The sequence below is a fragment of the Cytophagia bacterium CHB2 genome (assembly GCA_030263535.1).
Taxonomy (GTDB): domain Bacteria; phylum Zhuqueibacterota; class Zhuqueibacteria; order Zhuqueibacterales; family Zhuqueibacteraceae; genus Coneutiohabitans.
This window is the reverse complement of sequence record SZPB01000003.1, coordinates 47,717-60,438: the sequence shown is the minus strand read 5'-3', so window position 1 is coordinate 60,438 and position 12,722 is coordinate 47,717. Positions and strand designations below refer to the sequence as shown.

General features: G+C 52.4%; 14 protein-coding genes. 8 read left to right on the top strand and 6 right to left on the bottom strand.

Annotated elements, in window-relative coordinates; all coding sequences use genetic code 11:
* The first annotated feature begins 190 nt into the window (after window positions 1-190).
* The 7 genes from FBQ85_01000 (at window position 191) to FBQ85_00970 (ending at window position 5,737) form a co-directional block, all read left to right on the top strand.
* Entirely contained in the window at window positions 191-760 is a 570-nt protein-coding gene (locus FBQ85_01000) for a DUF4276 family protein (protein MDL1873742.1), read from the top strand.
* Window positions 761-835: 75 nt separating this feature from the next.
* Window positions 836-1,282, top strand: coding sequence for a RidA family protein (locus FBQ85_00995; protein ID MDL1873741.1), 447 nt, complete (start codon window positions 836-838; stop codon window positions 1,280-1,282).
* Between the two features lie 66 nt (window positions 1,283-1,348).
* Entirely contained in the window at window positions 1,349-2,206 is an 858-nt protein-coding gene (locus FBQ85_00990; protein ID MDL1873740.1) for an SAM-dependent chlorinase/fluorinase, read from the top strand.
* Entirely contained in the window at window positions 2,193-3,083 is an 891-nt protein-coding gene (locus FBQ85_00985) for a site-2 protease family protein (GenBank protein ID MDL1873739.1), read from the top strand. The genes FBQ85_00990 and FBQ85_00985 overlap by 14 nt, the downstream gene beginning before the upstream one ends.
* A 20-nt stretch (window positions 3,084-3,103) precedes the next feature.
* Complete coding sequence (locus FBQ85_00980) at window positions 3,104-4,036, top strand: carbohydrate kinase (protein ID MDL1873738.1); 933 nt, start codon at window positions 3,104-3,106, stop codon at window positions 4,034-4,036.
* A gap of 8 nt (window positions 4,037-4,044) precedes the next feature.
* Entirely contained in the window at window positions 4,045-4,731 is a 687-nt protein-coding gene (locus FBQ85_00975; protein ID MDL1873737.1) for a hypothetical protein, read from the top strand.
* A 19-nt stretch (window positions 4,732-4,750) separates the two neighbouring features.
* Window positions 4,751-5,737, top strand: a complete 987-nt coding sequence (locus tag FBQ85_00970; protein ID MDL1873736.1) for a D-cysteine desulfhydrase family protein — start codon at window positions 4,751-4,753, stop codon at window positions 5,735-5,737.
* A 78-nt stretch (window positions 5,738-5,815) separates the two neighbouring features.
* Here the strand turns inward: FBQ85_00970 and FBQ85_00965 are convergent, their stop codons facing one another.
* The 5 genes from FBQ85_00965 to FBQ85_00945 form a co-directional block, all read right to left on the bottom strand.
* Window positions 5,816-6,274 (bottom strand): CBS domain-containing protein, encoded by a 459-nt coding sequence (locus FBQ85_00965; protein ID MDL1873735.1) that lies wholly within the window; start codon window positions 6,272-6,274, stop codon window positions 5,816-5,818.
* Between the two features lie 68 nt (window positions 6,275-6,342).
* Window positions 6,343-8,613, bottom strand: a complete 2,271-nt coding sequence (locus tag FBQ85_00960; protein MDL1873734.1) for an aconitate hydratase — start codon at window positions 8,611-8,613, stop codon at window positions 6,343-6,345.
* 21 nt (window positions 8,614-8,634) lie between these two features.
* Complete coding sequence (locus tag FBQ85_00955) at window positions 8,635-9,090, bottom strand: hypothetical protein (GenBank protein ID MDL1873733.1); 456 nt, start codon at window positions 9,088-9,090, stop codon at window positions 8,635-8,637.
* Window positions 9,087-9,398: a nucleotidyltransferase domain-containing protein gene (locus tag FBQ85_00950; GenBank protein MDL1873732.1), complete on the bottom strand. Its 312-nt coding sequence runs from the start codon at window positions 9,396-9,398 to the stop codon at window positions 9,087-9,089. The genes FBQ85_00955 and FBQ85_00950 overlap by 4 nt, the downstream gene beginning before the upstream one ends.
* A 33-nt stretch (window positions 9,399-9,431) precedes the next feature.
* Complete coding sequence (locus FBQ85_00945; GenBank protein ID MDL1873731.1) at window positions 9,432-9,749, bottom strand: MTH1187 family thiamine-binding protein; 318 nt, start codon at window positions 9,747-9,749, stop codon at window positions 9,432-9,434.
* Window positions 9,750-9,999: 250 nt separating this feature from the next.
* Between FBQ85_00945 and FBQ85_00940 the strand changes: the two genes are divergently transcribed.
* Window positions 10,000-11,676 carry a phosphodiester glycosidase family protein gene (locus tag FBQ85_00940; GenBank protein ID MDL1873730.1) on the top strand — a complete coding sequence of 559 codons (1,677 nt, stop codon included), beginning with the start codon at window positions 10,000-10,002 and terminating at the stop codon, window positions 11,674-11,676.
* Between the two features lie 17 nt (window positions 11,677-11,693).
* Here FBQ85_00940 and FBQ85_00935 read toward each other — a convergent pair whose 3' ends face one another.
* Window positions 11,694-12,710 carry an NAD-dependent isocitrate dehydrogenase gene (locus FBQ85_00935; protein MDL1873729.1) on the bottom strand — a complete coding sequence of 339 codons (1,017 nt, stop codon included), beginning with the start codon at window positions 12,708-12,710 and terminating at the stop codon, window positions 11,694-11,696.
* Window positions 12,711-12,722: the final 12 nt, after the last annotated feature.

Below are 12,722 nucleotides of genomic sequence, written 5' to 3'. Positions count from 1 at the left end.
GACAGTTTCTCATTACAACTCATAATCCGTCCTTTCTTGACCATTTGCACCCAGATGAAGTCATTATGTGCGATAAAGTAGATGGGTTCACTAAGTTGAAACGAGCATCGGATCTTCCTGAAATTATAAGTTTTCAAAAACATTTTCGGCTTGGAGAACTTTGGGTACAAGGCGCATTAGGGGGTATTCCATGATTATTGGGGTAGGAGTTGAAGGGCCTTCTGATCGCGCTTTCTGGGACAAGTTGCTAAATAAAAACTTTCCTAAAGCCAAATTCGATATTCGTAGCATGAATAATCGCGAAAAGTTGATCCGCGAAGCTCCTCGTTTATTGGAAACATTCCGTGATGAACATTATCACGCAAGTTTTATTATTCTCGATCGTGATAAGTCTCCTTGTGTGACGGCCGTTCTGGATGAATTCGATGAACACATTCAACAAGAGGCCCGCAAACCTTTTGATGAAAGATTCCTGTTCGTTTGCATAGCTATTCGTGGATTAGAAGCGTGGTTACTGGCCGACGCAGATGCTGTTACAGCAGTTTTGCCAAAAGCAAAATACAAAAATCATCCGGAAACAGCTTCGCTAAATGCCAAAAAAGTACTTCTTGAATGCTGGCGTCAACAGTACCCCAATACTGCATTCAATAAGATTGATTTTGCAAAACGAATAGCACCCAAATTTAGGCCATATTCGGCTCAAAAGCATTCGGAGTCATTCAAATACTTTTGGAATACCGTCACCAAGAAGATTAGGTGAATAAAAGCCCAATTCATAAAACCTGTAGTAAAACTGACTTCAAATTCTTAACTGGAGGCCAGTATGAAGTATACAATGGCGGCGTTGACCGCGCTTTTTATCTTAGGTTGCACGCTCTTGCAAAAGCCAGAGCAGCCCGTGCGTGAAGTCGTTTTTTCTAAGGGCGCGCCGAAACCCATCGGACCGTACAGTCAAGCCGTCAGAGTTGGAAATACGTTATATTGCAGCGGGCAGATTGCAATCGATCCAGCCACTGGCGAACAGGTGCGCGGCAATATTGAAGAAGAAACACGAATGGTACTGCGGAATCTCAAGGAAGTGCTCAAAGCGGCGGGCATGGACTCCAGCCATGTCGTCAAAGCCACGATCTTTCTGGCCAACATGGACGATTACCAGCTCGTGAACCAGATCTATGCCGAGTTTTTTTCCACCAGCAAACCCGCGCGCGAAACCGTTCAGGTGGCGCGCTTACCGCGTGATGCCGGCGTGGAAATAAGTTGCATTGCGGTAAAGGTTGATTAAATTCAGAATGCTTCGAAAATTCAGCTCGGGATAATCGACTTGCTTCTCGCGGCGTGATTGCTTATCATGGCTGGTGTTGCTTCACCGCCGCACCGTGATCAAGGAATGAAATCCTCGGGAATTATTACCCTATTGACGGACTTCGGCAACGCCGACGGTTACGTCGCCGCCATGAAAGGCGTGATACTCGGAATCATGCCACACGCACGATTAATTGATATCACGCACGAAGTGCCGCCCCAGGAAGTGGCTGCCGGGGCTTTCATTTTATCCGCCCACTACCGTTACTTCCCCGCTGGAACCGTTCATGTCGCTGTCATCGATCCAGGCGTCGGAACTTCGCGTCATGCGATTGCCTGCTTTCATGACAGCCATTATTTTGTCGGACCGGATAACGGGCTGTTTGATTTTTGTGCGCGGGCAGCGCCGCCGCCTGCCGTGCGGCTTTCGCGCCGGGAATTTTGGCGCACCGAAATTTCAAATACTTTTCATGGCCGCGATATTTTTGCGCCGGTGGCAGCGCATTTGGCAAACGGCGTGGCTTTGGAAGAGCTGGGAGATTCCTTCACGCTCAAACCGCAACGTCCGGCGCATGCGTGTAAAGTTGATCAAAACACCTTGCACGGTGAAATAATTTTTAGCGATCGTTTTGGCAACCTGATTTCGAATATCACCAGAAAAGACCTATCCCGCTTCGCTTCAGGCGCAAAGATTGCCGTTCAACTAAAACGCCAAACTATTCACGGACTGCAAACGTCTTACGCTAGTGTCGGCACAGGCGAGCCTGTCGCCCTTATCAACAGTTTTGATTTGCTGGAAATCGGCGTCAACCAGGGGAATGCAAAAATGCAGTTGCAGGCGACTCTAGGAACGCCTGTCATTATCGTCAAAGGAGAGTCAGACAACAGCCATGTCACCGAATGATTATGCTGAATATGATCAACCCGATTCATTGACGGCCCGGCGGCCGTGGATTGCCAAAATATTGAGCAGCGACCAGCGGCGTTTAAATGTTCTATTGTTCTTTTTGACATGTTTTTCGACTTTCTTTATCCACTTCTGGCCGGAACGCGATATTGCCGCCGGCTTGTGGTATAGCGCTGGCATTATGGCCATCTTGTTCTGCCACGAGATGGGGCATTACCTCATGTGTGTGCGCTACGGCATTCGCGCCACCTTGCCGTTTTTCATTCCATTCCCCTCGTTCCCCTTCGGCACGCTCGGGGCCGTCATTCGCATGGATGCGCGCATGCCGACGCGGCGCGTGCTGTTTGATATCGGTGTTGCCGGGCCGCTAGCGGGCTTGCTCGTGACGCTTCCGGCGATTTATTTTGGGCTTGCCATGTCCGAAGTCAAAAATACTGCGGATTTGCAAAATGCGGTCAAATCGGTGGACCCGTTGCTGTTCAAATGGATCATTGAGCTTGTCAAGGGGCCGTTGCCAGCCGGGCATGACGTTTTGTTGCATCCGCTGGCGTACGCCGGCTGGGCCGGTTTATTTGTTACCGCGCTCAACTTGTTGCCTATCGGCCAGCTCGACGGTGGGCATATTCTTTATGCTTTGCTCGGCGAGCGCAGCCAACAAATCTTTCCCGTCACCATGGCGTCTTTTGCCTTGATTTGTATTGTGGTTTATCCGTTTTGGGTTCTCATGATCCTCATGCTGTTGTGGTTTGGCTATCGCCATCCGCCCACCGAATATGACGCCGAACCGCTGGATTTCAAACGGCAAGTGGTCGCCTGTATGACGTTTCTGATTTTTGCGTTTTCGTTTACGCCCGTACCATTTCATTTTTATTAGAACACGGCACTCCCATCAAAATGCACGATAAAAAATTCAAGATCGTTGGCCTCGGTGAAGTCTTGTGGGATATTTATCAAGATCAACGGCATCTCGGCGGCGCGCCGGCCAACTTCGCCATTCACGTAAATCAACTGGGTGATGAAGGCCTGCTCGTTTCACGAGTCGGTGATGATGGCATGGGCAAAGGCCTGATTCACGCGCTGCGCGAACGCAAGCTTGCAACCGACCACATACAGCTCGACCGCAAAAAAGGCACGGGTACCGTGATGATCTCACTCGACATCAAGGGCGTGCCAACGTTTCAATGTTCGCAAGATGTGGCATTTGATTATCTCAAATTCACGCCGGCGCTCGAGAAAGTGGCGCAAAACTGTGATGCCGTCATGTTTGGAACGTTGGCGCAGCGTTCCACCGTTGCCCGCGAAAACATCTTGCAGTTTCTGCGCGCGGCTCATGGCGCGGTCAAAATTTTCGATATGAATACGCGCGCCAGCGAAGCGAGCTTGCTCAAAATTCTTCCGCCCTCGCTCGAATTGGCCGACATCTTAAAAATGAACGACAGTGAAACGGAGATCTTGCGGCGCGTGCTCCGGCGCGACGGCGATAGCACCGCGCACTTCGTTGAATATCTCATGCACGAATACGATTTATCGTTGATCGCCATTACCTATGGCAACAACGGCTGCGAATTGTTTAGCCGGCATGAGAGTTGCCGCCTGCCAGGCTTGTCGGTCAACGTTGTTGATACCACCGGCGCGGGCGATGCTTTTTCTGCAGGATTGATGCACAAATACCTGCGCCAGACGCCCTTGCCGGAGATTGCAACCTTCGCCAATCTGGCGGGCGCATTCGTTTGCACCAAGCCGGGCGCCACACCAGTCTTTACCATGCAGGAACTGCTGCACTGGCAACGCTCGCTTCCGTTGCCCGCGCATGAATCAGATGTTTGAATTGTCCTATGCTCAATCCTTCAACCCAATCTTCATCAAAGGCAACACCGCTGATCAGCCGCACGCGCGTTTTCTTCATGGCCATTCTGCTGGTACTCGTGGTTACTTTGATGATCAACCTGCAGCGCAAGGGCGCCGAGCTTGCTTCGCAGGCGTCTCAGCAAACTCCTGCAACGATTGATGATCTAACTTATCGTCATGCTGATTTTAGATTTTCAATTCAAGCGCCGAGCCGTGACTGGGTGATCACGGAAATAGCCCCGAGCAAGGCGCAAGCTTCGCCCGAGCTTGTGCGTGAGATCATCGCCAATACCACTAACGTTGTGCAACTCACCCGGCAATTGCAGGACACGGTTGTCGCGCGTTGCACGGTCGGCGTTTTCAATCTCAAAGAACTCTACTCCGCCTTTGCTGTGGCTGCAGAGAGTTTGCACGAAATCATGGATCAATATCAATCGCCGCAGGATACGGTCCAGGTGATCTGGCCGGTTACCAAACTCGAGACCAACGTTGCCGAGGGCGCGATTTTTATTGTCAAGATTCCGCAGGCGCTGATGCCGTTGGAAGTTTGGGTCGCGACTTATTTAATCAAGGATCGCGTGGCCTATACGATTTTTTGCCAAACCAGCGAAGCGGCTTACTCGACTTACCGCGATGACATTGAAAAAATTATCGGCAGTTTTCGTCTGTTGTAATCGCTAATCGGAGGTCAAAATGGCTATCACCATTCCTTCAAGAATCATTTTTGCACACCTCCCCACGCCGTTGGAAAAACTGCAGCGCTTCAGCGGGGAGTTAAACGGCCCGGATATTTATATCAAACGCGACGATTTGACCGGCATGGCTGAAACCGGCAACAAAATCAGAAAACTTGAATATCTGCTTGCCGAAGCGCGCCAACAAGGCGGCGAGGTTTTGATCACTTGCGGCGGTGCCCAATCGAATCATGCGCGCGCGACTGCGGTTTCCGCGGCAAAAATGGGGATCAAATGCCACCTGGTTTTGCGCAACTCCACCGGCAGCGATCCCGAAGGCAATTTGTTTTTGGATCGGCTCGTGGGCGCGGAAATCACGTTCATCACCGTGGCGGAATATGAACAAGTCGATGAGATCATGTCCAAGCTCGCGGATGAGTACGTCGCCAAAGGCATCAAGCCTTACGTCATTCCGGAAGGCGGCTCGAACGCGCTCGGCTCGTTGGGTTATGTCACCGCCATGGCAGAAGTTGCGGAACAAATGAAAACACAAAGCCTCGCCTTCGATCACATGATTTGCGCGGTAGGCTCCGGTGGAACATTGGCCGGCATGTTGCTGGGCAAACACGCGGTGGGCATAGCCGGTCAAATTCATGGCATTAATGTGTGCGATGACGCCAACTATTTTCAAAATCGCGTATCGAATATTTTGCGCAGCGCGCGCCGCAGATTCGGCTTTGACCTGAATTTGCAAAGCCAGGACATCAGCATCATCGATGGCTACGTCGGCAAGGGCTATGGTTTGAACAGTCAGGAAGAGATTGATTTGATCAAGCATGTCGCGCAATTGGAAGGCATCATTCTCGATCCAGTTTATACCGGCAAAGCGATGTTTGGCTTGGCGGATCAAATTCGCAAGGGGCGCTTCAAAAAAGGCGAGCGTATTTTGTTCTGGCATACCGGCGGGATTTTTGGCCTCTTTCCGAAGAAAGCGCTGTTTTTTTAACTCAGCCCCTCCCAAAATCAAAAAACCCCTGGCGTGAACGAGACACTCCAGGGGTTTTTCATTCTGTGCCGAGCTTTATCAGGCTGACGCCGGAGGAACGTAATGCAGGTAAGCATTCATCATTTGTATCTCGGCGGATTTTTGTTGGATATCAATCGACATCAGGTCCCGTAGAGAAATAACGCCCACAACACGATCTCCGGAAGCAATGACCAAATGTCGGATGCCGTGATTCTGCATGCGCACTAAACAGGTTTCATAGCTTTCTTCCGGCGAGGCCGTGACGAGATTGCGCGTCATGACATCACGCACCAGGGTCTGGCGCGGCTGCAATTCCGCACCGACGACCCGTTTCATCAAATCGCGCTCGGAGAAAATTCCGGCGACGCGATCGCCGTCCAGCACCGCCACCGCACCGATATTCATTGCGACCATGAATTGCGCAACTTCGTAAACCGATTGACTGGCCTGCACGGTGTAAACCTCCCGCCCCGCAACGAGATCACCGACCGTGTTCATGGGAAGTCTCCTTTGCATGAAAAGTGTTTAGCGCACGACACGAATTCGTATGCAACTGCTGGTAAAGCTTCGCCGACAAATGGCCGTTATACTTTCCCGATCAAATTTAACGCGCTCCCCGCCCTGAACCAGGCAATCGCGGTTTCGTTGAACGAATGATTCAACTCGCACTCATGTTGCGCGCCGTCGGCGTGTTTGATGATCATCTGCAGCGGCTTGCCGGGCGCAAACGAAGCAAGTCCGATGATCGACACGCGATCATCTTCGCGAATCAAATCGTAGTCCGCAGGATTTTTGAACGTCAACGGCAGCATGCCTTGTTTCTTCAAATTTGTTTCATGAATACGCGCAAAGCTGCGGGTGATCACCACGCGGCCGCCGAGCCAGCGCGGTTCCATTGCCGCGTGTTCGCGGGAGGAGCCTTCGCCGTAGTTCTCGTCGCCAACGGCAATCCAGCCAGGGAGTTTTCCGTTTGCCATCATCGCTTTGTAATCGCGCGCGACTTCGGCAAATGTTTTAACTTCACCGGTGAAAATGTTTTTGCCTTTTCCAGCTTCACCACTGAAAGCGTTGATCGCGCCACTAAAGAGATTGTTCGAGATGTTGTCAAGATGGCCGCGGTATTTGAGCCATTTGCCCGCGGGAGAAATGTGGTCCGTCGTACACTTGCCTTTGGCTTTTACCAGCACCGGCATGTCCAGCAAATCTTTGCCCTCCCAAGCTGGAAACGGCGAAAGCGCCTGCAAGCGATCGCTCTTCGCATCAATCGCAACTTGCACTTTTGCGCCGTCCTTTGCCGGTTCGATATAGCCGGAATCGCCAGGATCAAAACCGCGCGCCGGCAACTCCACGCCGGTGGGTGGCTCGAGCTTGACTTGCTCGCCTTTGTCATTCGTCAGCGTGTCGGTGAGCGGATTGAAACTCAACCGTCCGGCCAGTGCATACGCGGTTACAACTTCCGGGCTGGCGACAAACGCGAGCGTGTTGGGATTGTCGTCATTGCGCTTGGCAAAATTGCGATTGTACGAATTGATGATGGTATTGCGCTCGCCGTGCTTGATATCATCGCGGCTCCACATGCCGATGCACGGGCCGCAGGCATTCGCCAGCACCTTGCCGCCGATCTCCGTCAGCGTTTGCAACTGGCCGTCGCGCGCGATCGTGGCGCGAATCTGCTCCGAGCCGGGCGTGATGGTGAACTTCGATTTCACCTTTAGGCCTTTGGCCAGCGCTTGCTTGGCAACGCTCGCGGCACGCTCGATATCTTCATAAGAAGAGTTGGTGCAACTGCCGATGAGCGCGACTTTGATCTCGTCAGGATATTCGTTCTTCTTCGCATCCGCCGCGAGCTGCGACACCGGCCGCGCCAAATCCGGCGTCAACGGGCCGTTCACATACGGCTCCAGCGTCGAGAGATCGATCTCAATGATTTGATCATAAAACTTTTCAGGCGATTTCAACACTTCCGGATCGGGAACGAGGCTTTCGGCCACGGCTTTTGCGGCTTTGGCAACTTCAGCGCGGCCGGTGGCGATCAAGTACGTTTCCATGCGATCATCAAATGGGAAAATCGACGTCGTCGCGCCAATCTCTGCGCCCATGTTGGTGATCGTCCCTTTACCGGTGGCGCTGATCGCGCGCGCGCCTTCGCCGAAATATTCGACAATATTATTGGTGCCGCCTTTCACTGTCAGAATACCGGCAACGCGCAGGATCACATCTTTCGCGGCGGTCCAGCCGTTCATTTTGCCTTTGAGATGCACGCCGACAATGCCCGGCCATTTCAATTCCCACGGAATGCCGGCCATCACGTCCACCGCATCGGCGCCGCCGACGCCAATGGCGATCATGCCGAGCCCGCCGGCGTTGGGCGTATGTGAGTCGGTGCCGATCAGCATGCCTCCGGGGAAGGCGTAATTTTCCAACACGACCTGGGGGATGATGCCGGCGCCGGGCTTCCAAAAGCCGATGCCGTATTTATTGGAAACGCTGGCGAGAAAATCATAAACTTCTTTGTTCTCATCACGCGCGCGCGCCAAATCCGCATGCGCGCCAAGCTTGGCTTGAATCAAGTGATCGCAATGCACCGTAGATGGCACCGCGGTTTTGGGGATGCCGGCGGTCATGAATTGCAGCAGCGCCATTTGCGCCGTTGCATCCTGCATCGCCACGCGATCGGGCGAGAGATTGACGTAAGTTTTTTTGCGCACCGGCGGTTCTTTCGGCAACTCCGCAAAATGCGCACAAAGAATTTTCTCAGTTAACGTTAGCGGCCGGCCATAAAGCTTGCGACCGGCTTCCACTTTGGGCTTCATCCCAGCATAAACCCGCTGGATCATATCGAAATCGAAAATCATGATGGAACTTTGTCTCCTGTTTTATGTTGAACCGGTTTCAACCTTCCGTATGATCGTTTGGAATAAATCGACGAAAGCCGTATGTTTTATTTGGATGGTTGCAATCACTTCGGCAAGTTTGTCATCATTAATCAGAAAGCCATATATTTTTGTTGCCACATGGCGAAAACCCAACAAACGCTTAAACATGCTAAAGTCAAAAAAAGCGATGCCTAACCTGACCAAAGCATTCTGAAATTCGGCGAGAATCATTTGATGCGAAGCAGCGCCAGCGGGCAAAGTAATTTCGAGAAACTTGAGCGTTCGAACCATCAGATGCTCAAGCGCGTCATAGTAGCCCATGCCGGCGTAAGCCAATGCGGAATTGCGCATTGGAGCGGCGGCCATACCAGCGTGAAATGAGTCGATGTCGTTTTTCACGCGGTTTAAATTCTCAAGCCCAAACAGGACTTCTTTCTGGAATTCCTGCAACATCATAGATTACCAAGCCCTCCGTCAGAATCCGCTCGCGAAAATATCCTCGGGCATCTTTCAGGTCTACCATACTCAACGGCCTGGTTACCGCCATCAGGCATTCTCCCAACGCTAAAAAAATCGCTGCTGGAAAGCCCTTCGACACACAAATCAAAATCCGAATCTTCACGAAAATCGCCCCGGGCAAATGAGCCGTAAAGAATGACTTTACGAACATTATACTTCTCGAGTATTTGCAACACCCGCCGCAGCTCGGCTCTAATAGAAACGGGCAGGTAATCGCGGCTCGTTTTATTTTGACTCGCGTGCATTTCTGGGTTCAGTGTGATGACAGGATTTCAATTTCACGTCAACCCGCCGGTCTGCAAACTCTTTCCCAACACATACTCCACCTCCAACACACTTCCCTTCAACCGGTTCTTCACGTCTTTGCGATCGTCGATGACAATCTCTGTGACGACGCGCTCGGCGAATTGCTTGATTTCATCATGGCACTTTTTGATCACAAACGTGATTTCTTCCCATTCACCTTCCAGCAGTGTGCCCATCGCGGTCAATTGATAATCCAATTCACTTTTCTCGACAATCGCCAGCGTTTTGGCCACAAGTTCTTTGGTTTCTTCTCCGGTACCAACGGGAATAATACGAAACTCGACCAGCATAAAATCCCTTTCGGCAATATGTTCGCAACTGTTTCCAGGCAATCCTGCGGGCAGGCGCGCAAAAAAATTTTAGGCGCTATTCACTTGTCTGATTCAACCCGGGTCGCGCTGCAAAAACATGCTGTAATGTATGAAAATCTCCCTCTCTGTCAAGCTCAATTTCAGCCCCTTCGGAAGTTTAAAATTGACTTTCGCACGGTACATGCCTATTTTGCCGGCGATTTGATCAGGATTTGTTTCACGAACAGGAATGATAAGCGTGCGATCACTCAGATATGCTTTCCCCTGCCTTGTACTGTTCTCTTCTTCTCTCCTTGCACAAGTCACCGGCGGCCCGAGCGCAAGCCGGGAGGTTGGGCCAGCGGCAAAACATCACAAATTCTATCGTGAGACCGGGCCGTGGGCGATTGAGGTTTTGGAATTCGATTACAAGCATCTCTATCTCCAACTCGAAACCGTGCGCGCCCAACAACCGAATGGCCTGGAATTAACCAGCCGTTTGTCAGCGCGGGAAGATCGCGAGGGCGCGCGCGTCGTCGCCGCCATTAATGGCGATTTTTTTGACAAGCAGGGCTTCCCCCTCAATCTTCAAATTCGCCAGGGCGAAATTGTACACGGTGTTTATCCGCGCTCGGTTTTTGTAATGAATGCCGACAAACAGCCGGGTATTGCCGTGCCCGAGCTTACCGGGCTTGTGATTTCCCGGCGCGGCGCGCTTCACGCCATCGCCGGCATCAATCGCGCGCGTCGTGAAGACGAAATGATTGCCTATAATCGTTTTAATGGCGCCAACACGAATACCAATCGCTACGGCGCCGAAACGGCATTGCGCCTGCTCGGCCGTTCTTGCGTGAATGACACCATCACGGCCGTGGTGTTGACTCAAATGCGGCAAAGCGGCAACAGCGCGCTGCATGACAGTCTTTATATACTTTCAGCGCATGGCCGCGCCGCCAATTGGGCGGCACAACATCTCGTCGAGGGCGACACCGTCAAACTCCTTTGGCAAATTCCGCAAGCGCCGGCATGCCTCACGGCTGCCATCGGCGGTACGCCGCGTTTGATTCGTGACGGTAAGATCTCGATTGAAAGTGAGGTCGAACAAAATCACCCGGATTTTGCCCCAACTAGGCACCCGCGCACGGCCATTGGATTTAACGAGCGGAATACGCGCATGTATTTTGTTGTGGTCGATGGCCGGCAACCGGGTTACAGCGTGGGCATGAGTCTGCAAGAATTGGCGGAGTTTCTGCTCGAACTCGGTTGTACTCAGGCAATCAACCTCGACGGCGGCGGTTCGAGCACCATGGTCGTGCGCGGCGACGTTGTAAACCGGCCAAGTGATTTGGCGGGCGAGCGCCCGGTGGCGAATGCGTTGCTGCTCATCTCCTCTGCGCCGCAAGGACCGGCGGCCTTTTTGAGTCTATGGCCCAAACGCATCGAGATACTTACCGGAGAAGAATTTAAATTTTCAGCATCGCAAACCGACAGTTTTTATAACCCAATTCTCACGCAAGCGGAAGAGGTGCAATGGCGCACAACAGCTTTGACGGGCAGGCTTGCCAATCAAGGAATATTCACAGCGGGCAGCCAACCGGATTCCGGCTACGTCTTTGCCGCCACCGGCATTGCGCGTGATTCCGCGAAGGTTATTGTGCATCACCCGATGGCGCTTGAAATCGTGCCAGCTGAAGTCAATCTCAAACTCGGAACAACCCAGCGCTTCAGCGCAAGAATAATAACCTCGACCGGAAAACACATCACGCTTGCGGCCGCCCAAATGCACTGGTCAATAGATTTTCCCGGTGTCACACTGGCGCCCGATGGCACCTTTGTGGCCTCGCGACCCGGGCGTTATACGCTAATCGCCATCTACGAATCGCCCGTTTCCAAATTAAAAGCAGAAGCAACAATTGAGGTGGACTAACCTGTTGCCGGCCGCCGTCATTGCAACTGCCGGACTATCGCCTCGGCCATTTCACGCGTGCCGACATGCGCCTGCCTGTTCAAATCCGCAGTCACAAATTTGCCTGCACGAATCACCTCGCGCACCGCGGTTTCGACGCGGCGGCCCGCCTGGTATTCACCAAGATAGTCGAGCAGCATCACGCTGGCCATGATCAGAGCCGTGGGATTGGCGAGATTCTTTCCCGCAATGTCGGGCGCGCTGCCATGTACGGCCTCGAAAATTGCGGCGTTTCTACCCAAATTCGCGCCCGCAGTCAACCCCAGGCCGCCCACCAGCCCGGCAGCCAAATCCGAAAGAATATCTCCGAACAAATTCGTGGTGACAATGACATCAAAAGCGCCGGGATTCATCACCATCTGCATGGCACAGGCATCGATGATTTTGTCGGCAAACTCGATTTCAGGATACATGCGGCTAATCGCCCGCCCAATTTCTAGGAACATGCCGGTGGTACATTTCAGAATATTGGCTTTGTGAACCAGCGTTACTTTTTTGCGTTTGTTATTCCGGGCATATTCGAAGGCGTAGCGAATGATTTTTTCCGAGCCGCTGCGCGTGATCAGCGCCGTGCTTTCCGCCGCAATGTTGACGCCGTCCGCCGTAATGAAATGCTCGATACCGGAATAAAGGCCCTCCGTATTTTCTCGAATCATGACGATGTTCACGTCTTTGTACAACGCATTCGTGCCTTCAAACGAAATCGCCGGCCGCACATTCGCATAAAGATCAAATTCCTGCCGCAGCGCGACATTGACGCTGCGATAGCCGCCGCCCACCGGCGTGGTCAACGGGCCTTTGAGCGCAACACGATTTTGCCGCAACGATTCCAGCGTTTCCTCGGGGATGGGCGTGCCAAACTTTTCCACCGCCGCCATGCCTGCCAGTTGATGATCCCAATCGATCTTGACCCCTGAGGCTGCGAGAACGTTCACGGCGGCCTCGGTAATCGAAGGCCCGATACCATCCCCTGGAATTAAAGTGACTTTGTGCACCTCGCGCATCCT

Excerpts from the sequence above, each read along its gene's own strand:
- FBQ85_00970 (MDL1873736.1), top strand. The coding sequence starts at position 4,751 with ATGGCTATCACCATTCCTTCAAGAATCATTTTTGCACACCTCCCCACG.
- FBQ85_00955 (MDL1873733.1), bottom strand. The coding sequence starts at position 9,090 with ATGATGTTGCAGGAATTCCAGAAAGAAGTCCTGTTTGGGCTTGAGAAT.
- FBQ85_01000 (MDL1873742.1), top strand. The coding sequence starts at position 191 with ATGATTATTGGGGTAGGAGTTGAAGGGCCTTCTGATCGCGCTTTCTGG.
- FBQ85_00990 (MDL1873740.1), top strand. The coding sequence starts at position 1,349 with ATGGCTGGTGTTGCTTCACCGCCGCACCGTGATCAAGGAATGAAATCC.
- FBQ85_00985 (MDL1873739.1), top strand. The coding sequence starts at position 2,193 with ATGTCACCGAATGATTATGCTGAATATGATCAACCCGATTCATTGACG.
- FBQ85_00995 (MDL1873741.1), top strand. The coding sequence starts at position 836 with ATGGCGGCGTTGACCGCGCTTTTTATCTTAGGTTGCACGCTCTTGCAA.
- FBQ85_00975 (MDL1873737.1), top strand. The coding sequence starts at position 4,045 with ATGCTCAATCCTTCAACCCAATCTTCATCAAAGGCAACACCGCTGATC.
- FBQ85_00980 (MDL1873738.1), top strand. The coding sequence starts at position 3,104 with ATGCACGATAAAAAATTCAAGATCGTTGGCCTCGGTGAAGTCTTGTGG.
- FBQ85_00960 (MDL1873734.1), bottom strand. The coding sequence starts at position 8,613 with ATGATTTTCGATTTCGATATGATCCAGCGGGTTTATGCTGGGATGAAG.
- FBQ85_00945 (MDL1873731.1), bottom strand. The coding sequence starts at position 9,749 with ATGCTGGTCGAGTTTCGTATTATTCCCGTTGGTACCGGAGAAGAAACC.
- FBQ85_00950 (MDL1873732.1), bottom strand. The coding sequence starts at position 9,398 with ATGCACGCGAGTCAAAATAAAACGAGCCGCGATTACCTGCCCGTTTCT.
- FBQ85_00940 (MDL1873730.1), top strand. The coding sequence starts at position 10,000 with ATGATAAGCGTGCGATCACTCAGATATGCTTTCCCCTGCCTTGTACTG.
- FBQ85_00965 (MDL1873735.1), bottom strand. The coding sequence starts at position 6,274 with ATGCAAAGGAGACTTCCCATGAACACGGTCGGTGATCTCGTTGCGGGG.